This window comes from Sporosarcina koreensis, assembly GCF_000826145.2.
Classification (GTDB): Bacteria; Bacillota; Bacilli; order Bacillales_A; family Planococcaceae; genus Sporosarcina; species Sporosarcina trichiuri.
In genome coordinates this window covers 1367852-1387307 of the sequence record NZ_LN651337.1, presented here as the reverse complement: position 1 = coordinate 1387307, position 19456 = coordinate 1367852, and the positions used below count along the sequence as shown (strand labels likewise).

Below are 19456 nucleotides of genomic sequence, written 5' to 3'. Positions count from 1 at the left end.
AAGGGGAAGACGGATATGACAGTAACAGCCATGAGTCCGAAAGAGGCGGCTGCACGGAGCATCGGAAAACAGCCGCTCCATATCGTGGACGTCCGGAACGAAGAAGCGTTCGCCGACTGGAAACTGGAGGGGGAAGCGTTCACGTACGTGAACAGACCCTATTTCGATCTGCTTGACGGTGTGGAGGAATTTGCCGCCGCGCTGCCGGAGGACCGCGAGCTGCTCGTCGTCTGTGCGAAGGAGGGTTCTTCCAAGCTGATTGCCGAAATGCTGTCGGAGGCAGGCCGTGATGCCGCCTATCTTGAAGGTGGTATGAGTGCGTGGAGCGAGTACCTTGCGCCAGTGAAAGTGGCGGACCTTGCGAGCGGCGGTTCGCTGCACCAGTTCGTCCGGCTCGGGAAAGGGTGCCTGTCGTACATGGTGATCGACGGAGGGAAAGCTGCCGTGATCGATGCAGTCCGTGTGACCGATGTGTTCACCGGGTTTGCGGAAGAACGCGGAGCCGTCATCGAACACGTGCTGGACACCCATCTGCATGCCGACCACATTTCGGGAGGGCGGGCGATTGCCGAAAAGACCGGCGCCGTCTACTATCTGCCGGAAGCGGATGCGGGTGAAGTCGTCTTTGACTACCATAAGCTTGAAGACGGTATGCAGCTGCAGGTCGGAAATACGATGATCGAAGCAATATACTCGCCGGGGCATACGAACGGCTCGACGTCCTTCATCGTGGATGGGTCATATTTGCTGACGGGGGACATCCTGTTCGTGGATTCCATCGGCCGTCCGGACCTCGCGGGCAAGGCGGACGACTGGGTCGGTGATCTGCGCACAACATTGTACGAACGATATAGGAATCTGTCCGGTGAGCTGACGGTGCTGCCGGCCCACTTCATGGAGATGAACGAAGTGAATGCAAATGGAACGGTGGCGAAGCGCCTGGACTCGCTATTTTCGGATAACCACGGATTGGCTGTCGATGAGGAAGCGGAGTTCCGGAAACTCGTGACAGAGAACCTGCCGCCGCAGCCGAATGCCTATCAGGAAATCCGGAAGACCAACATGGGGATCCTATCCCCGGGCGAAGAGTTGCAAAAAGAAATGGAGATCGGGCCAAACCGCTGTGCGGTCCGGTAACAAAACCAATCGAGGAGGAATTCAATATGGAAGCGAACTTATTTTTGGATGCAACAGGGCTGTCGTGCCCGATGCCGATCGTCAAGACACGTAACGCGATGAAAGAACTGCAGGCGGGGGAAATCCTGGAAGTCCGGACGACGGACAAAGGGGCGATTGCAGACCTGACGGCATGGACGCGCTCCGGAGGGCACGAACTGCTCGAACAGACGGAAACTGACGGCGTGCTGACGTTCTTCATCCGAAAAGGAAACTGATGACAAGCAGCTGACAGGAAAGGGGAGGGGACGATGACAGTTACACTGATTGCCGTGCTGTTCGTGATCGGGTTCGCCGGCTCATTCCTGTCCGGGATGGCGGGGATCGGCGGTGCGATCGTGAAATATCCGATGCTGCTGTACATCCCGCCGCTGTTCGGATTGTCCGCGTTCACCGCACATGAGGTGAGCGGCATCACGGCGGTGGAGATCTTTTTCGCCTCCATCGCGGGTGTGTTCGCCTACCGCGGAACGGGGCTGCTGCACAGACAACTGATCCTCTGGATGGGGGGCGCCGTCATCCTCGGCAGTTTCCTCGGCGGTTTGGGGTCCGGTTATTTGTCGGAGCAGACGGTGAATCTCGTCTACGGCGTCCTGGCCGCAGCGGCTGCCGTGCTGCTGTTCATCCCCCGGAAGAAGACCGAGGACCGGCCTGCGGAGGAGGTCACGTTCAATAAGTGGCTGGCCGCCGGTATTGCGTTCGTGATCGGTGCGGCTTCCGGGGTTGTCGGGGCAGGCGGGGCGTTCATCCTCGTACCGGTCATGCTGGCGGTGTTCACGGTGCCTGTCCGGATTGCGGCAGCTTCGTCGCTTGCCATCACATTCTTGTCGTCGATCGGCTCGGCGGCCGGTAAGATTGCAACCGGCCAGATCCTCTGGGGGCCCGCAGCGGTGCTGATCGCCGCAGCGCTCATCGCGTCCCCGCTCGGTGCGAAAGCCGCGCGGAAGACGGATCCCCGTATCATCAAATGGATCCTCGCGGTACTGGTGCTGGCGACAGCGGTCAATATATGGAGCGGTTTGCTGTAACTGATGCCGGCTGACTGGTAGACTGGAACACGGAATTCATCCAGACCGGAGGCCATTATGACGAATCGCAACAAAGGGATCTTACTATTGCTCGCATCGGCGTTCGGCTTCTCCCTCATGACGGCGTTCGTCAAGCTGTCGGGGGATGTGCCGACGATGCAGAAAACGATTTTCCGGAATGGCGTATCCATGGTGATTGCCTTCTTTTTTGTGGTCCATTTCAAGGAGCGGCTGTTCGGCCGCCGTGAGAACCAGGGCCTGCTGTTGCTGCGTTCCGCACTTGGTGCGCTCGGCATCATCCTGTTCTTCTATGCTATCGACCATCTCGTGCTGGCGGATGCAGACATGCTCAATAAGATGAGTCCGTTCTTCACGATCATGTTCGCGGCGGTCTTTTTGAAGGAGCACGTCAAACCGTTCCAGGTGTACAGCATCCTCGTAGCGTTCCTCGGCACGCTGTTCATCATCAAACCGTCATTCTCGCTCGACATCGTGCCGTATGCGGCCGGCATTTTGTCGGCTGTGTTTGCAGGAGCTGCGTATACGGTGCTCCGCGCACTCGGCAGCCGGGAGCAGTTCTATACGGTCGTGTTTTACTTCTCAGGTTTCACGACAGTTGTGCTGCTGCCGTTCGTGCTGTGGACGTATGAGCCGATGAGTCTGCAGCAGACGATCTATCTGCTGCTGGCCGGGGTGTTCGCGACGATCGGCCAGTTCGGGATCACGCTCGCCTACAAGTTCGCACCGGCGAAGGAGATTTCGGTGTTCAACTATTTCACCGTCGTGTTCTCGGCGATCCTCGGCTTCTTCCTGCTCGGCCAGATCCCCGATTTGTACAGTTTCATCGGCTACTTCATCATCTTCGGTGCGTCGCTGTACATGTTTTTACGGAACCGCGGCGGCGAGGAAGTGCCGGCGGAGCTTGCGAAGAAATGACGCGATGCAATTGATAAACCCCCGTTCTGTGGAATCGATCCACGGAACGGGGGTTTTTCTGTTCATTTCTTCAGCTGTTCGGCGGCTGTCCCGAAGACGTCCTGCAGAAGGTCATTTTTGCGGCGCTCGATTTCCCGCTGGAGGTCGTCCGCCTGCTGCTGCAGCTCGGTGATCTTTTCCAGTTCTTTGCGGATCGCTTTCTTCGACAGCAGATCGCCCTGATCGAAATAGTCGATGTCCGCCTGCACCCGGGCGAGCGTCTGGTGGCGTTTCATGGCGCCGGCCATGCTCGTCGGCTGCTTTCGCTGCGCCTTCTCCTTTTCTGCGTACAATTCCTCGATCGTCATCATATCGGTCACTCCTTCTGGATTTGCTGAACAAAAAACCCTCCCCCCGAAAGAGAAGAGCTGCAGTGTGCGCAAATTCCCCTCATCGGCCAGGTTTCCCTGTTGGCAGCAGCACCTTGCGCAAGCGCAGGTTGCTGAGACGTCATCGGGCCAAGTCCCTCGGTCTCTCTGGATAAGAAAAGAGTCGTTCATTCAGTTGGGTCCAGTGTAACACGGATTTGCGCGGGCGACAATGGGGCTGCCCGCTGGCATATCGGACAGATCGGGTGGTGTATCGGACATTTGGCAGAAAGTATCGGACAGATCACCGGGAGTATCGGACAAATGGCGCTGTATATCGGACATTTCGCTGAATTCATCGGCATCCGGACACAATTCAAGTGCCGGCTTGTGCTCGCTGGCGCTCGTTTCCTGCAGGGCACCCTGTCCCGCGGCAGCCCGCCACCTCCATGACGGCTCCCGAGACGCGCAGCAAACTGACAAGCCAGTCCGTCTCCCTGGGCATATCGGACAAATCGGATGGAGTATCGGACATTTGGCGGAAGGTATCGGACATTTAACAGAAGTATCACATGGATGGCGCTGCATATCGGACACTTCGCTGAATTCATCGGCATCCAGGCACAATTCAGAGGGGAATCCCTTGCTCGCCGGCGACTTGTTATGATGGCGAACTCAGCAAACAGCAGGCATGGCTCCTAAGCACTAATTCTGAAAACTTAATTGACAACGATTCTCATTATCAATTATACTCTCAATTATTGAGATTCATTATCAATTACATAATAGGGGGAATGGAAATGAGGAAAACACTATTGGCAGCAGCCACCGCTGCAGGGCTGTTATTGCTTGCGGCGTGTGGTGCTGCGGACAACAGTCAGGACAGCGGGAGAGAGCCGGATGTCTCTGCTGAAACAGCAGCCGCATCTGTACAGACTTCTCAATCTCTAGATGTAAATGAGAATGGAACGATAGAATTCCAGGATGCAGCAGGCGAGACGGTTTCATTCGAGGAGGCACCGGCATCTGCAGCGGCACTCAGCGGAGGGGATCTCGACATGCTGCTTGCGCTTGGCGCGAATGTCGTCGGCCGCCCGTCTTCCCAAGGGCCGGCTGCTGATGAGCTGAAGGATATCCAGGAGATCGGCAATCCGCACCAGCCGAACTTCGAGAAGATCGCGGAAGTGCACCCGGACGTGCTCGTCGCGTCCGCGAGTTTCAAGCAGCATGCGGCGAGTCTCGAAGCACAGGGAACGAAAGTTGTCTACACAGCGGCCAATTCGGTCGATGACATCCTGCAGACGATCGGCAACTTCGGTCAGATGCTCGGCAAACAGGACGAAGCGGAGGAGCTGACAATGCAGATCGAGGATAAGATGGACCAGGCGGCGGGTCAGGCTGAGAAGAGAGGTGTCAAGACGCTGCTCGTGTACGGTGCGCCAGGCTCCTACCTCGCTGCGCTTCCGAACTCCCTGTCGGGGGATCTGCTGGAACGCGCAGGCGGGGAGAATATCGCTTCCGATTTGCCGAAAGAGGACAACTACCCGCAGTATGCGAGCCTGAGCACGGAAAAGATCATCGAGCGCAACCCGGAAGCGGTCATGCTCATCACGCACGGGGATCCGGAAGCGGTGAAGTCCGCATTCGAAGGGGAGATGGCGAAGAATCCGGCATGGAAAAACCTCGATGCAGTTAAGAACGGCAAGGTGACTGTACTGCCATCCCATCTGTTCGGCACGAACCCGGGGACGAAAGTGGCGGACGCGTTTGACGTGATGATTGAAAGCCTGAAGGAAGCGGAAGCCAAATGATCGCAGCCGGAGAACAGCGGACCGCCTGTAGTCCCGCACGTATCCATCCGCTCGCAAAACGGCGTGCAGCCGTACTGATCTCAGGGGCTGTCCTGCTCGTCATCGCGGCAGCGGTCAGCCTGATGGTCGGATCGGTATCGTTTACTTTCTCAGAGATCATGAACGGCCTGCTGAATGCGGATGACTCTCTGGAGCGGCGTATCGTCTGGGAACTCCGGCTGCCCCGGCTGCTGATCGGGCTGATCATCGGCATGTGCCTCGCCGCTTCGGGATCGATCCTCCAGGGGATCATGCGGAACCCGCTCGCGGACCCCGGCATTATCGGAGTATCGTCTGGAGCCGGCCTTGCCGCGACAATCATCATGATCATCTACCCGGCGTACATCATGCTGCTGCCCGCCGCGGCATTCCTCGGCGCGCTCATTACGGCTCTCGTGATCTATGCGATGTCCTGGAAAGGCGGGGCGTCGCCGGTCCGCATCATTCTCGTCGGCGTTGCTGTGAACGCAGTCATCGGCGCAGCGATGAGTGCGCTCATGCTGCTGTACAGCGACCGGGTACAGTCCGTGCTGCCGTGGCTCGCGGGCGGGATTGCGGGTGCAGGATGGGTGCAGCTCGGCTCCATCATCTGGTATGCACTGGCCGCGCTCGTTCTCTCGGTATTCGCCATTCCGCATATCCGGATTTTACGGCTCGGAGACGAAGTTGCAAAGCTGCTCGGCCACAAAGTCGAACGGAGCCGGTTTTACCTGATCATCCTGAGCACCCTGCTTGCGGGGATCGCAGTCAGTGTCGCCGGACTGATCGGTTTCGTAGGGCTTGTCGTGCCGCACATCATGCGCTCGCTCGTCGGAGGCGACCACCGGTACTTGCTGCCGGCGTCAGCGATCGGCGGGGCGCTGCTCGTCATCACGGCGGACACGGTCGCCCGGACGGCATTCAATCCGATCGAACTGCCCGTCGGCATCCTGCTGTCGTTCCTTGGCGGGCCATTCTTCCTGTACTTGATTCAGAAACGGAGGGGTTCTTTTGCTGACAGCTGAACAAGTGTGCTACCGGCAGTCCGAGACGTTTGCGCTGGAGGATATCAATCTGACGGTCCGGGAGGGGGAGATTGTGAGCCTGATCGGTCCGAACGGGTCGGGGAAATCGACATTCCTCCGGGTCATCTCCCGGCTGCTGTCTCCTGATGAAGGGGCCGTCGTCCTTGATGGTCAGAAGATTTCGCAGCTCGATACACGAACGATTGCGAAGACACTGGCCATGCTGCCGCAGATGCATGACCACCAGCTCGATCTGACCGTCGGGGAACTCGTGGAATTCGGCCGGCACCCGCACCGCAGCCGGCATGGGCGGCTGTCTGCCGAAGATCGGGAGGTGGCGGAGTGGGCACTCGGGGTGACCGGAATGGACAAGTTCCGGGACCGGCTGCTCAACTCGCTGTCCGGCGGTGAACGGCAGCGTGCATGGATTGCGATGGCCGTGGCGCAGCGGCCGAAAGTCCTGCTGCTGGATGAACCGACGACGTACTTGGACATCGCCCACCAGCTCGAAGTGATGGAATTGGTCAGGGAGCTGAACGGGCAGTTCGGTATGACGGTGATCATGGTGCTGCACGACATCAACCAGGCCGCGCGCTACAGTGACCGGATCATCGTGCTGAAAGACGGGACGGTGCGGTTCGACGGGATCCCGCAATGTGTATTGTGCAAGGACATGTTCAAATCCATCTTTGAGATCAACGCAGATATCTTCACACGGAACGGCACGTGTTTCTTTACGCCGACTAAACTGGAAAAGGGTGATTGAGATGAGGCAGGAAGGGGAACGGAAAGGACAGCTGGACGCGGGGCTCGTCCGGGAATTCATCATCGCGGCACACGGCAATCTGTCGGAGGTGCGGGCACTCGTTGCTGCAGAACCGGCGCTCGTCCACAGTGTCATGAACTGGGGCGGGGACGACTGGGAAAGCGGTCTCGGGGCAGCTGCCCATACAGGGAACCGCGACATCGCGGAATTCCTGCTGTCGAAGGATGCACGGATGGATATCTTCACCGCCGCGATGCTCGGGGAACTCGATATCGTGCGCAGTCTGGTGGAACGGTATCCGCTCATGATCGACGCAAAAGGGGCGCATGGCATCCCGCTGCTCCGTCATGCGGAACGCGGAGGGGAGCATGCGCGTCCTGTTGTCGAGTACTTATTATCGAAAAGGGAGGCGCTCGTATGACACAGATGATCGCAGTCAACGTTATCAGCATTGAAAAAGGCCGGGCCAAGGAGGTCGCGGACCGTTTCGCGAACCCGAAATCGGTCCATACGTTCCCGGGGTTCATCCGCATGGAAGTGCTGCAGAAGGAGAATCTCGAGGACCACGACGAGCTCCACATCTGCACGACATGGAATGAGGAAGCCGATTTCAAGAACTGGCTCGAGAGCCGGGCGAACGGCAAGGCCCATGGGGAGCAGCAGGAGAAGAAGCCGGCAGCGGACGGGGAGGGCAAGTCCAATCCGATCCTCGGCGCGGAATTGTCGACGTATACGGTCGTACACCGGCATCTGCCGGCTGAATAAGATGCAGGATGCGGACACTTCGCCTTTGGGCGGAGTGTTTTTTGGTGTGGATGAATTGAGCGAGGACGTCGCTGTTGCTGGCGGCCAGGTGAGCGGGTGAATGGGCGCAGCGGACCGCGGCAGATGTGAAGTTATGAGCGCTTTGGAGAGGTTTATGAGCGGAAATTCGTTTTTATGATCATTTACGCCGGTTTATGAGCGGAATCCGGAGTTTATGATCACTTTCCGGGTTTTATGAGCAAACTTTGATATTTATGATCACTTTTCATGATTTATGAGCGGGCGCAGTACAAATGCATCAAGACGGCACAGGGTTCATCCGCAATCTTGACAGGAGGGGCTATAATGGATAAGTTACTAGTTCGATATGTTAGAATTATTGAGAAAAGGAGAGTGATGTGGTATGAAAGTGTTCGATCTGCACTCCGATCTGTTCACGGATATCGCATTCCGTCGGGCGGCCGGGGAGCGGAACGTGTTCGATCGGCTGCATGCGCCTGTGCTGCGGGCGGGCGGCGTGACGGCGGTCATCTGTGTGTTCTGGACGGAACCTGCTTTCGCAGACCGGCCGCTCGTGCGCTTCCGGGAACTGGCGGAAGCGGCGATGGCTGATCTTGCGGAGTCCGAAACGGCGGTGATCCGTCCGTTCCACGGCGGGCCGGACGAGCCATCCGGCGATAAGATCACCCTCTATCTCGGGCTGGAAGGCATCACGTTCGTACATACGCTCATGAAGGAGTCCGGTGAGCCGCTCGCAGATATCCTGGAAGATCTGAAAAGCCGCCAGATTCAGCATTCGATCCTCGCGTGGAATGAAAACAACGCCTTTGCATCCGGCACGGGAGAAGCCGAGCCGTCCGCAGAAGCGGGCCTCACTGCGCTCGGAAAGGAATGGATCCGGAAATGCTCCGCAGACGGCGTGCTCATCGACGTCTCCCACTTGGATGAACCGAGTTTCTGGGACGTCCTGGCGACGGCGGATGGACCCGTGATCGCCTCCCACAGCAACGCGCGCGCGTTGTGCGACCATGACCGCAATCTGACGGACGGGCAGATCAGGGCGATTGCGGAAACCGGCGGCTTGATCGGGCTCAATGCCTATGGGGAGTTCGTCGATGCGGCCGAACCGACGGTGGATCGGTTCATCGACCATGCAATTCATCTGAAAGAGACTGCAAGCATCGAACACGTGGCGTTCGGGTTCGACTTCATCCAGTACCTCGAAGTCCATCCGCTCGGCGATGACATGAACATCTACACGGACGGACTGACATCGGCGTCGGACGTGCCGGCCCTTCTGAAACGGATGGCGGAACGCGGCTTTACGGAAGAAGAGATCGAAGCGATCAGTTTCAGGAATGCGGAGCGCTTCCTGCATAGGATGGAGGAAAGGAGGAGGAATTTGTGACGAATACATTGATCCAGCCGGATGACACGCTGACGCTCTGGGGTATCATCGTCGTCTGGGCGTCTGTCAGTATCTATCTGGAACAGCGCTACAGCTGGGCGTCGAAAGTGTCGGGGGCCATCATTGCGCTCGTCGGGGCGATCGCCTTGTCCAACTTCAAGATCATCCCGATGGAATCACCGGTCTATGACGCGGTCTGGGCGGTCATCATTCCGCTTGCGATCCCGCTTCTTCTGTTCCATGTCAACATCAAGAAGATCTGGACGGAGAGCGGCCGGCTGCTCATTCTGTTCCTGATCAGTTCAATCGGTACGGTGGCGGGAACCATCCTCAGCTTCTTTCTGCTGAAAGACCATATTCCCTACCTGGATAAAATCGGGGGCATGATCAGCGCCTCGTACGTCGGTGGAGGTGTTAACTTTGCGGCAATGACAGCGAAATTCGATGCGCCCGAAGATATGGTGTCCGCGACGGTTGTGGCGGATAATCTGATGATGGCCATCTATTTCGTCATCCTCATGCTGATTCCGACGATCGGTTTTTTCCGCAAACGCTACACGACACCGCATGTCGAAGCGGTGGAGAGCGGCGCAGGGCAGGAGGAAGGGAAGACACTCGCGGAAGGGTTCTGGAAGCGGAAGGATATCTCATTGAAAGATATCGCGATGGCGGTCGGCACGGCATTTTTCCTTGTCATCGTTTCGTTCAAACTGGCAGACTTCATCGATGGCCTGTTTCCTGCAGAAGGTGCGGATTCCGGGGTCATGACGGTTTTCCAAGCCATCCTCGGCGACCGGTATCTGGTGCTCACGACTCTTACATTCCTCGTGCTGGCCTTGTTCCCGCGCTATTTCGAGCGAATCAACGGCAGCCAGGAACTCGGGACATTCCTCATCTACCTGTTCTTCGTCGTGATCGGGATACCGGCATCGATCCTGTTCATCATCAAAAATGCGCCGCTGCTGCTCCTGTTCGTGTTCATCATTGTGATGATCAACATGGTCGTGTCACTCATCGGCGGCAAGCTGATGAGAGCGAATCTCGAAGACATCCTGCTTGCGAGCAATGCCAATATCGGCGGTCCGACAACCGCGGCGGCGCTGGCGATCGCCAAAGGCTGGAAAGATCTTATCGGCCCGATCCTCGTCGTCGGCACGCTCGGCTACATCATCGGCAACTATGTCGGCACCATGCTCGGCCTCTGGTTCTCCACAATCATCTGACGGACACACTGCGCTTCTCCTTCCGGGAGGAGCGTTTTTTTATTGGACGGAGCATGCTTGTGTCCAACGAGGGGCAGCGCCTTCGCAGTCTCCGGAATAAAATGCGAAGCGGAGCGGAGCCGGCAAGCTAGTCTTTTGACTTGCCCCCTTTTCGCGCGGCCCGGGGCGCGGTGGGCCCGGCAGCCGGCCGCGGTAATTGTGAAGTTATGATCATTTTTTCGCCTTTATGATCACTTTCCCGTGTTTATGAGCGGAAACCGGAGTTTATGATCACTTTCCGCGGTTTATGAGCAGAATCCGAGATTTATGATCACTTTCCGAAATTTATGATCACTTTCCAAGAGTTCCGCCTGATCATCACCCACCGGGGGCCGCATCATATGACAAGTGTCATATGGATCGATGACAGAATGGACTGCCGCGGCTCTTCCGCATCCGGTACGATGAAGTCAAGGGAGTGATCGACATGATTGAATTCCGCCAAGTGGGAAAGTCCTTCAAACGGAAAGACGCGGTGAGCAATGTCAGTTTCGGCATCCAAGCAGGTGAAGTGGCGGCACTGCTCGGACCGAACGGGGCGGGGAAGAGCACGATGATCCGGCTGCTGCTCGGACTGCAGAAAGCTGATGCCGGCACGATAACCGTGTTCGGACGGCAGCCTGGGACACACGCCGTCCGTGAACAGACAGGCGTCATGCTGCAGGAAGTGAGCGTGCCCAATCTGGTGAGCGTCCGTGAAGTGCTCGAGCAGGTGAGGGGGTACTACGCCGATCCGCTGCCGCTTGAGGAACTGGCGGAGCTCGCGGGCCTGGAACAGGAGCTGCTCGGTGTGCGCACAGAAAAGTTATCCGGCGGTCAGAAACGGCGTGTCAATTTCGCGCTTGCCCTCGCCGGCAATCCGGAACTGCTCGTGCTGGATGAACCGACGGTCGGGATGGATGCCCCTTCCCGAAGACGGTTTTGGGAAACGGTCTCACGGCTCGCAGGGCAGGGGGTGACCGTCCTGTTCACCACACATTACATCGAGGAGGCGGAGCAGGCGGCCACCCGCATCCTGCTTGTGGAAGACGGCGAGCTCACATACGACGCGCCGCCAAGCGAACTGAAACAGCAGCTGAGCGTGCAGCAGATCAGTTTCCGCCATGCGGGCTCACTGACGGATGAACTCCTTGGACAGCTGACGGTTACGGACGTCCGGACAGACGGCCCGCTCGTCACCCTGTTCACACCGGATGCCGACCGTCTGCTGAACGAGCTGCTGGCGCACGGCGTGGAACTGCGGGAGCTCACCATCCGCCGGGGCACGCTGGAAGACGCATACACAGCATTGACCATGCGGAAGGAGGCGGGCTGAGTGAAGACCTTATGGAACGAATGCCGGCTTGAAGCACTTCGCGTGTTCCGGAACCGCTACTTCGTCTTCTGGTCGCTTCTCATGCCGATCTTCTTCTATGCGCTTTATACGAAGATCATGGTTCAGGACGTCGGCGATCAGGCCGCGTGGGCCCGTCATTTCCTCATGTCGATGGCCGTTTTCAGTGTGATGGGCAGTTCGATCATCACGCTCGGTCTCCGGCTCGTCCAGGAACGGAACCAGGGATGGACGGTCTATCTCAAGACGACACCTGTCTCCGGACCTGTCTATTTCATCGCCAAAATGGCGGGGCAATCCGCTGTCCATGTCTTCAGTATCACGGTCATTTTCGTCAGCGGCGCCCTGCTGAACGGTGTGTCCATGAGTATCGGGGAATGGCTCTCTGCAGCTGCCTGGATTGCGCTGGGGGCCCTGCCCTTCCTCACGCTCGGCACCCTGCTCGGAACAATGGAAAAAGCCGACACCGCTTCAGGGATCGGCAACCTGCTGTATTTGGCGCTCGCCATCGCGGGCGGATTGTGGATGCCGGCGGAGCAGCTGCCGGCTATCTTCCGCTTCATCACCAGCTGGCTGCCATCCTATCAGTACGGTGCCGGTGCCTGGTCGATCGCGGAGGGCCGTGCGCCGGAATTGTCCGGCATTTTGGTGCTGATCGCCTATACAGGACTTTTCATGATACTATCGATACAGCGAAGACGGAGGCAGGAGGCGGTCTAGACGATGAAACCGATAGAACTATTCCCGAAACGGTTCGGCTTGATTCCATATGTATTCCTTGCCTATCTGACGCTGCCTGTCATTACCGTGTTGAATGAAACAGGCTGGAAACGGGGGGCCGGCATTGTCTGCCTGCTCGTCTTTCTCGCTGCCTACCGGAAGGCGTACTGGACGGAAACCGATCGGGGCCATCTCGTCTGGTCCGCTGTACAGCTGGCAGTCATCCTGCTCTTGTCAGTCAGTTATCAGCCGTACAACCTCCTCCTTGCGTTCTATGTGTCGAACTTCATCGGCTGGATCCGGGATGACCGGCTGTTCCGTATCGGGATCACCGGATTCGGCGCAGTGCTCGCGGTCATCACGTTCTACTTCTTTTCCGAATATGGGGCGTCCGCGAACTTGACGATGCTGCCATTCGTTGTCGTGATGGCGCTGACGCCGATTGCGGTCCGCGGCAACATGCTCCGCGGGCAGCTCGAAGAACAGCTTGACGAGGCGAATGAACGCATCCGGCAGCTGAGCCGGCAGGAGGAACGCGTACGGATCGCGCGGGATCTGCATGACACGCTCGGTCACACGCTGTCGCTGATCACCTTGAAAAGCCAGGTCATCCAGCGGGTGAAACAGGATCCCGAACGGGTTTCGGCTGAAGCGGCGGGGATCGAGGAAACGTCGCGCGCGGCGCTGACGCAGGTGAGGGAGCTTGTCACCGATATGCGCGGCGGCACGATCGGCAGTGAGTTGGCCGCCATGGAGGAGCTGCTCGGGGCCGCCGGGATCCGATTGGAGATCGAACAGGAAGCCGGACTGCCGGACCTGCCGCCGCTCAAGCAGAACATCCTCGCGATGTGCCTGCGTGAAGCGGCGACCAATATCGTCCGGCACAGCGGCGCAGATGCGTGTACGGTGTCGATGGCTCAGGATGAAAGAGGAATCGCCGTACGGATCATCGATAACGGCATTGGGATGGACGGCGCGCAGTGGGGCAACGGACTGGCGGGCATGCGGGAGCGTCTGGCGCTCATCGAAGGGACGATGGCTGTGACGGACTGCGGAGGTATGCAGTTTGCCCTGCATGTACCGCTGCCAGTCACTGCAGAAGGGATGGGAACCGTATGATCCGATTAGTCATAGCGGAAGACCAGAGCATATTACGCGGCGCGCTCGGCACGCTTCTCGGATTCGAGGAGGACTTCAGTGTCGTCGGGGAAGCCGGGGATGGCAGAGAAGCGCTCCATCTGATTGAAACGCTGCAGCCGGATATTTGCCTGCTCGATATCGAGATGCCACAGATGAGCGGGCTGGAAGTCGCGGATTCATTGAAAGCAAAAGGGCTGGACTGCAAAGTTGTGATGCTGACGACATTCGCGCGGCCCGGCTATTTTGAGCGGGCGCTCGCTGCGGACGTCCGGGGCTACCTGCTGAAAGACGGCTCGGTCGATGAATTGGCCGGAGCCATCCGCAAAGTGATGGACGGTAAACGGGAGTATGCATCGGAACTCGTGATGGGACAGTTTGCGGACACGAGCCCGCTGACCGGACGGGAACGGGAAGTGCTGGAGCTCACAGCGAAAGGGAAGACGGCGAAAGAGATCGGCGCCGACCTGTTTTTGTCACCCGGGACAGTCCGCAATTATTTGTCGGACATCCTGCAGAAAGTCGGGGCGAAGAACAAAGTCGAGGCGCTTTCGATCTGCCGGAAGAAAGGATGGCTGGATTGACTGTTTTGTGAAACTTTTCGTGAGACCGGCCGTAGAACAGTCATCAGGAAGTGACAGGAAAGGGGGGCGGTCCGCATGCAAAAGAATCCGATTGCGGTTGAAACGGAAAAAACGGTGCTGGATCGTATGTGTGATGCGGTCGGACTCGTGCTGTTCGCTGGATCGATCATCTATTCTATTGTCATGTGGCCGCAGCTGCCGGAGAATGTGCCGATCCATTTCAACGGGGCGGGCGAGGCGGACGGGTATGGATCAAAATGGATCCTGATGCTCATGCCGCTTCTCGGGATCGGCCTGTTCGCACTGCTCGGATTTCTCGAGCGGCATCCGGAATGGCATAATTATCTGAAGCCTGTGACAGAGGAAAACGCAGAGCGGCTCTATACGGCGAGCCGGACGCTGCTCAACCGCATCAAGAATCTGACCCTCGTGCTGTTCGCACAAATCCAGCTCGACATAGTCCGGGTGCCGCTCGGCAAATCCGCCGGGCTCGGCATCTGGGCGACCGGCACGATCATCGGTCTGATGCTGGCAGTGACAGTTTTCGGTATAGTGAAGCAGGTGCGCATAAAGTGAAAAGAAGCATGTCCCGTCATGGGGCATGCTTCTTTTTCAATCCGGATCAGCGTTCGCACGCGATGCCGTCTTTGTCACGGTCCATCTTGCTATTGGCGTTATAAAGGGCTGCATTGACAGTCGGTGCATATCTCGTCTTGCCGCCTTTGTTGCGGACTTTGGCATCCCTCGCCACGCCGCCTTTGTACGTCTTGTTCAGCATTTTGCAGTTCTGGAATTTGGCGGGGGCTGCGTCGGCAGGCTGAACAGGAACCAGCGCGACACCAAGGGCCAGGACAGCGGCGGAAATAAAGGCGATTGTACGTTTCATCGGGAGTGCTCCATTCTGTTAGAGGATTTTTCATCAGTATACAATAACAGGCAATTGACGGAAAGCTTTTTTTTGCGTCCAATTGTGCCCGGATGCCGATAAATTCGGCGAAGTGTCCGATACCCTGCACGAAGTGTCCGATACTTTCGGTGATCTGTCCGATACCGCACGCCAAGTGTCCGATACTTCGCGCGATCTGTCCGATACCCTCCGAGCGCGTGCTGGCTTGTCCCTTTTCAGCGCGGCAGGGAAGATCCATGGACCTGGCAAGCCGCCGCGGCCAAAATGATACCACAGAAAACGAGCAGCGCGAGCACAAGCCAGGCCCTTGAATTGTATCCGGATGCCGATTAATTCGGCGAAATGTCCGATACCTTGCGCCAACTGTCCGATACTTCCGGCGAAGTGTCCGATACCGCACGCCCAGTGTCCGATACATCGCGCGATCTGTCCGATACCCCCCGAGCGCGTGCTGGCTTGTCCCTTTTCAGCGCGGCAGGGAAGATCCATGGACCTGGCAAGCCGCCGCGGCCAAAATGACCCTAAAGAAAACGAGTAGCGCGAGCACAAGCCAGGCCCTTGAATTGTGCCTGGATGCCGATAAATTCGGCGAAGTGTCCGATACTCTGCGCCAACTGTCCGATACTTCCACCGAAGTGTCCGATACCGCGCGCCAAGTGTCCGATACATCGCACGAAATGTCCGATACCCCGCGCAGCCCGGCCGGTTCCTCCTCCAAAGTGTCGGATGTCTGACACAAACCGTCTGGCAGACTGCTGTTCCTCCGCTGAAAGCGCCTGGGACGAAAGCGGGAAAGCCTGCCACATGAGCAGCCGCCAAAATACACATTGTCAAACACGGCGGGCTTGCTTCATAATGGATGAAACCCACCTGACTGGAAGGAGATGAAAACATGCTTGGACAAATCAGAAGGCAGCTGAGCCGGTTTTCAAAAACGGAGCGAAAAATCGCCGAGTATGTGCTGAACCACGCAGAACTCATCCCGACGATGACGACGAAGGAACTGGCCGCGAAAGCGGATGTCAGTGAGGCATCAGTTGTCCGGTTCACGAAATCCGTCGGCATCAGCAGTTTCAAAGCGTTCAAGATCCTGCTTGCCCAGGAACTCGTCAACACGGAAGAATACATCACGGACTTTTCCATCACCCAGAAAAAAGACTCACCGTACGAACTGTTCCAGAAAGTCGTCCATGTCAACCGGGGGGCGATCGACCTGCTGCTTGCGTCCATCGAAAAGAAGGAACTGGAGCGGGCAGTCAATACGCTGCAGAAAGCGCGCCGGATTCTATTTTACGGTGTCGGCGGTTCCGCTGTCGCTGCGATGGATGCACAATTCAAGTTCGCAAAACTCGGCTATCAGGTCGAATACCATGCAGACTTCCATTATATGCTGTCCATCATTCCGTTCCTGAGTGAAAACGATGTGTTCGTCGCCATCAGCATGTCCGGTGAGACGAAAGATGTCGTCGAACTGGCACGGTTCGCAAAACAGCAGAAAGCAGTTTTGATCGCCATCACGAATCTCAATAAGTCGCCGCTGTGCAAGGAATCCGATATCCAGCTCGCGACGCCGAATGTCGAGAAGGATTTCCGTGTCGGCAGCATCACTTCCCGTATGACACAACTGACAGTCATCGATGCGCTCTACATCAGTCTCGTCAACCAGATGGGCGAGTCGATTCTCGATCAGTACCAGAATGCCAGGGAACAAGCGGTGAAGTTGAGAAGATAATCATTTTTGCATAAAGTGAAACTTAGTTTCATATATTTTAGATATTCTATTGACTTGTAATTTCCTTCGTGCGTACAATAGAGTCAGAAAACGCATGAAGAGGAGTGATCGGATGCTTGAGAAACTCGGCACGGAAAAACGGAATCCACTGACGATGCAGCTGGATGAAATGTCCGTGGCTGACGTGCTGCAGGCGATGAACCGGGAGGACGCCTCCGTCACACAGATCATACATAACAAAATCGATGTTATCACGAAAACTGTCGAGGCTGTCACGGATTCCTTCCAGAAAGGCGGACGGCTCATCTATATCGGTGCAGGAACGAGCGGACGGCTCGGTATTTTGGATGCTGTCGAATGTGTCCCGACATTCGGGGTTTCACCGGATATGGTGGTCGGCTTGATCGCCGGCGGACTGAAAGCGTTTACGAAGGCGGTCGAAGGGGCTGAAGACGACCCTGACCTCGGTGTCCAGGACCTGAAGGAGATCGGGCTGAACGGCAATGATACCGTCATCGGCATCGCGGCAAGCGGCCGGACGCCGTATGTCATCGGCGCTCTCCAGTATGCGCGCGAGACGGCGGCCCATACGATCAGCATCAGCAATAACGAGGACGCAGAAATCAGCCGTTATGCAGATATCGCAATCGAGCTGCCGACCGGTGCGGAAGTGCTGACAGGGTCCACCCGTCTGAAAGCGGGAAGTGCCCAGAAGATGGTGCTCAACATGATCTCGACCGCCGCGATGATCGGCATCGGCAAGGCGTATGAAAACCTGATGATCGATGTCCAGGCGACCAATGAAAAACTTCAGGTCCGTTCCATACGGATCATCATGGAAGCGACCGGGGCAGATGAAGAAACTGCCGCACAGGCTTACGAGGCTTCCGGTCACCATGTGAAGACAGCGGTCATCATGATCCTGCTCGACTGCACGAAAGAGGAAGCGGCTGAACGTATTGAAGCTGCCGGCGGATTTGTGAGAAAGGCGGCAGCCCGGTCATAATTCCCGGTGGCTGACCGTACATACCATAAAGGGAGAAAAAGGGAGGGTGCAAGGATGAGAAAAGAACAGCAAATGGCCAATGGGATTCTCGAGCACGTCGGCGGTAAGGATAATATCCGCAAGATCGCCCACTGTATGACACGGCTGCGGCTGACACTGAAAGACGACGGCAAAGCCGACATCGCAGCACTGAAGAAAGTCGACGGCGTCATGGGGGTGGTCGTCGATGAAACATTGCAGGTCGTCATCGGACCGGGCACAGTCAACCGGGTGGCCGACGAAATGAGCCAGATCACGGGGCTCGGCATCGGAGAAGAATCCGAGCCGGAATACGACAGCCTGACATTCGAAGAGCGCGCGGCGGTCGACCGCGAACGCCGAAAAGAGAAGAACCGGACCCCGTTCAAGAACTTCCTGCGGCGGATCGGTAACATCTTCATCCCGCTGATCCCGGGACTGGTTGCATCAGGGATCATCAACGGGGCCGCGAACTTCGCGAAGAACGCAGGCGTCAACCCTGACCAGACATGGATGCAGATCCTTCTGCTTCTCGGTACGTCCGTCTTCACATACTTGGCAGTCATCGTCGGCTGGAACACGGCGAAGGAGTTCGGCGGAACGCCCGTACTCGGGGCGATTGCCGGGATGTTCCTCTTCAACCCGTTCCTTGCTGAAATCACGATTTACGGTGAACCGCTTGTCGTCGGGCGCGGCGGACTGTTCGGCGTCATCTTTGCCGCATGGCTCATGACATTCGTTGAGAAGAATGTCCGGAAAATCATGCCGGCAGCCGTCGATATCATCTTTACACCGCTGATTACGGTTCTTGTGGTCGGATTCTTCTCGCTGTATGCAGTCGTGCCGGTCGCCGGCCTGCTCGCAGACGGGATCACAAAAGGCCTGACGTCTGTATTGGATGTCGGCGGAGTCGTGGCCGGTGCTGTACTTGCAGGATTCTTCCTGCCGCTCGTCATGGTCGGCCTGCACCATGGTCTGACGCCGATCCACTTGGAGCTTATTAACACCTACGGCAACACAGCATTGCTGACGATCCTTGCAATGGCAGGTGCCGGTCAGGTCGGTGCCGCGATGGCGATCTTCGTGAAAACGAAAAACCGCCGTCTCCGCAACATCATCAAAGGTGCGTTGCCGGTCGGATTCCTCGGAATCGGGGAGCCGCTGCTGTACGGGGTCACCCTGCCGCTCGGCCGTCCGTTCATTACGGCCTGTATGGGAGCCGCGCTCGGCGGTGCATTCCAGGCGGTCATGCACACAGCGGCGACAGGTATCGGGGTCTCTGGTATCTCACTCATTCCGCTGATTGACGACGGCAAGTACCTGTTCTACTTCCTTGGATTGCTGATCGCATATGGCGGCGGATTCCTGTTCACGTACTTGTTCGGCTTCAAAGAGGAAATGGCACGCGATATTTAAATGAACAGAGCATTCATCTTCCGCCAATCGGGAGATGAGTGCTTCCTTTGTTTACACCGTA

General features: G+C 57.3%; 23 protein-coding genes and 1 riboswitch. Of the genes, 21 read left to right on the top strand and 2 right to left on the bottom strand.

Annotated elements, in window-relative coordinates; translation table 11 throughout:
• The first annotated feature begins 15 nt into the window (after positions 1–15).
• Genes BN1190_RS12610 through BN1190_RS12595 form a run of 4 tightly spaced genes read left to right on the top strand, consistent with a single transcriptional unit; the run spans position 16 to position 3140 of the window.
• Positions 16–1137 (top strand): MBL fold metallo-hydrolase, encoded by a 1122-nt coding sequence (locus BN1190_RS12610; RefSeq protein ID WP_040287374.1) that lies wholly within the window; start codon positions 16–18, stop codon positions 1135–1137.
• A gap of 26 nt (positions 1138–1163) precedes the next feature.
• Positions 1164–1394, top strand: a complete 231-nt coding sequence (locus tag BN1190_RS12605) for a sulfurtransferase TusA family protein (protein ID WP_040287373.1) — start codon at positions 1164–1166, stop codon at positions 1392–1394.
• A 33-nt stretch (positions 1395–1427) separates the two neighbouring features.
• The gene (locus BN1190_RS12600) at positions 1428–2204 is read left to right on the top strand and encodes a sulfite exporter TauE/SafE family protein (RefSeq protein WP_040287372.1); all 777 of its coding nucleotides are present in this window, start codon (positions 1428–1430) and stop codon (positions 2202–2204) included.
• A gap of 57 nt (positions 2205–2261) precedes the next feature.
• Positions 2262–3140, top strand: coding sequence for a DMT family transporter (locus BN1190_RS12595; protein WP_040287371.1), 879 nt, complete (start codon positions 2262–2264; stop codon positions 3138–3140).
• Between the two features lie 62 nt (positions 3141–3202).
• Here the strand turns inward: BN1190_RS12595 and BN1190_RS12590 are convergent, their stop codons facing one another.
• Positions 3203–3490, bottom strand: a complete 288-nt coding sequence (locus tag BN1190_RS12590) for a hypothetical protein (RefSeq protein ID WP_040287370.1) — start codon at positions 3488–3490, stop codon at positions 3203–3205.
• A gap of 76 nt (positions 3491–3566) precedes the next feature.
• Positions 3567–3666: riboswitch (SAM riboswitch) on the bottom strand.
• 103 nt (positions 3667–3769) lie between these two features.
• Here BN1190_RS12590 and BN1190_RS15075 point away from each other — a divergent pair.
• From BN1190_RS15075 to BN1190_RS12530, 13 genes are all read left to right on the top strand, one after another.
• On the top strand, positions 3770–3940 hold the full coding sequence (locus BN1190_RS15075) for a hypothetical protein (protein WP_179860787.1): 171 nt from the start codon (positions 3770–3772) through the stop codon (positions 3938–3940).
• Positions 3941–4287: 347 nt separating this feature from the next.
• Positions 4288–5298 carry an ABC transporter substrate-binding protein gene (locus BN1190_RS12585; protein WP_040287369.1) on the top strand — a complete coding sequence of 337 codons (1011 nt, stop codon included), beginning with the start codon at positions 4288–4290 and terminating at the stop codon, positions 5296–5298.
• A complete protein-coding gene (locus BN1190_RS12580; RefSeq protein WP_052461861.1) occupies positions 5295–6341 on the top strand; it encodes a FecCD family ABC transporter permease in 1047 nt (348 codons plus the stop codon). The genes BN1190_RS12585 and BN1190_RS12580 overlap by 4 nt, the downstream gene beginning before the upstream one ends.
• Positions 6328–7107, top strand: a complete 780-nt coding sequence (locus BN1190_RS12575) for an ABC transporter ATP-binding protein (RefSeq protein ID WP_040287368.1) — start codon at positions 6328–6330, stop codon at positions 7105–7107. Before BN1190_RS12580 ends, BN1190_RS12575 begins: the two co-directional genes overlap by 14 nt.
• 1 nt (position 7108) lies before the next feature.
• Complete coding sequence (locus BN1190_RS12570; RefSeq protein WP_040287367.1) at positions 7109–7528, top strand: ankyrin repeat domain-containing protein; 420 nt, start codon at positions 7109–7111, stop codon at positions 7526–7528.
• Complete coding sequence (locus tag BN1190_RS12565; protein ID WP_040287366.1) at positions 7525–7872, top strand: antibiotic biosynthesis monooxygenase; 348 nt, start codon at positions 7525–7527, stop codon at positions 7870–7872. Before BN1190_RS12570 ends, BN1190_RS12565 begins: the two co-directional genes overlap by 4 nt.
• Positions 7873–8275: 403 nt before the next feature.
• Positions 8276–9280 (top strand): dipeptidase, encoded by a 1005-nt coding sequence (locus tag BN1190_RS12560; RefSeq protein ID WP_040287365.1) that lies wholly within the window; start codon positions 8276–8278, stop codon positions 9278–9280.
• Positions 9277–10503: a DUF819 domain-containing protein gene (locus tag BN1190_RS12555; RefSeq protein ID WP_040287364.1), complete on the top strand. Its 1227-nt coding sequence runs from the start codon at positions 9277–9279 to the stop codon at positions 10501–10503. The genes BN1190_RS12560 and BN1190_RS12555 overlap by 4 nt, the downstream gene beginning before the upstream one ends.
• A gap of 466 nt (positions 10504–10969) precedes the next feature.
• Positions 10970–11857 (top strand): ABC transporter ATP-binding protein, encoded by an 888-nt coding sequence (locus BN1190_RS12550; protein WP_040287363.1) that lies wholly within the window; start codon positions 10970–10972, stop codon positions 11855–11857.
• Entirely contained in the window at positions 11858–12595 is a 738-nt protein-coding gene (locus BN1190_RS12545) for an ABC transporter permease (RefSeq protein WP_040287362.1), read from the top strand.
• 3 nt (positions 12596–12598) lie between these two features.
• On the top strand, positions 12599–13714 hold the full coding sequence (locus BN1190_RS12540; protein ID WP_040287361.1) for a sensor histidine kinase: 1116 nt from the start codon (positions 12599–12601) through the stop codon (positions 13712–13714).
• Positions 13711–14316, top strand: a complete 606-nt coding sequence (locus tag BN1190_RS12535; protein ID WP_040287360.1) for a response regulator transcription factor — start codon at positions 13711–13713, stop codon at positions 14314–14316. Before BN1190_RS12540 ends, BN1190_RS12535 begins: the two co-directional genes overlap by 4 nt.
• Positions 14317–14391: 75 nt before the next feature.
• Positions 14392–14892: a DUF1648 domain-containing protein gene (locus BN1190_RS12530; RefSeq protein ID WP_040287359.1), complete on the top strand. Its 501-nt coding sequence runs from the start codon at positions 14392–14394 to the stop codon at positions 14890–14892.
• Positions 14893–14938: 46 nt separating this feature from the next.
• Here the strand turns inward: BN1190_RS12530 and BN1190_RS12525 are convergent, their stop codons facing one another.
• Entirely contained in the window at positions 14939–15202 is a 264-nt protein-coding gene (locus tag BN1190_RS12525) for an excalibur calcium-binding domain-containing protein (protein ID WP_040287358.1), read from the bottom strand.
• Between the two features lie 536 nt (positions 15203–15738).
• Between BN1190_RS12525 and BN1190_RS14875 the strand changes: the two genes are divergently transcribed.
• The 4 genes from BN1190_RS14875 to BN1190_RS12505 all read left to right on the top strand — a co-directional run bounded on the left by BN1190_RS14875 (position 15739) and on the right by BN1190_RS12505 (position 19395).
• Positions 15739–15957, top strand: a complete 219-nt coding sequence (locus tag BN1190_RS14875) for a hypothetical protein (protein WP_144036100.1) — start codon at positions 15739–15741, stop codon at positions 15955–15957.
• Between the two features lie 158 nt (positions 15958–16115).
• Positions 16116–16955, top strand: coding sequence for a MurR/RpiR family transcriptional regulator (locus BN1190_RS12515; RefSeq protein WP_040287356.1), 840 nt, complete (start codon positions 16116–16118; stop codon positions 16953–16955).
• Between the two features lie 112 nt (positions 16956–17067).
• Positions 17068–17961, top strand: coding sequence for an N-acetylmuramic acid 6-phosphate etherase (gene murQ / locus BN1190_RS12510; RefSeq protein WP_040287355.1), 894 nt, complete (start codon positions 17068–17070; stop codon positions 17959–17961).
• Positions 17962–18015: 54 nt separating this feature from the next.
• Positions 18016–19395: a PTS transporter subunit EIIC gene (locus BN1190_RS12505; RefSeq protein ID WP_040287354.1), complete on the top strand. Its 1380-nt coding sequence runs from the start codon at positions 18016–18018 to the stop codon at positions 19393–19395.
• The last annotated feature ends 61 nt before the right edge of the window (positions 19396–19456 follow it).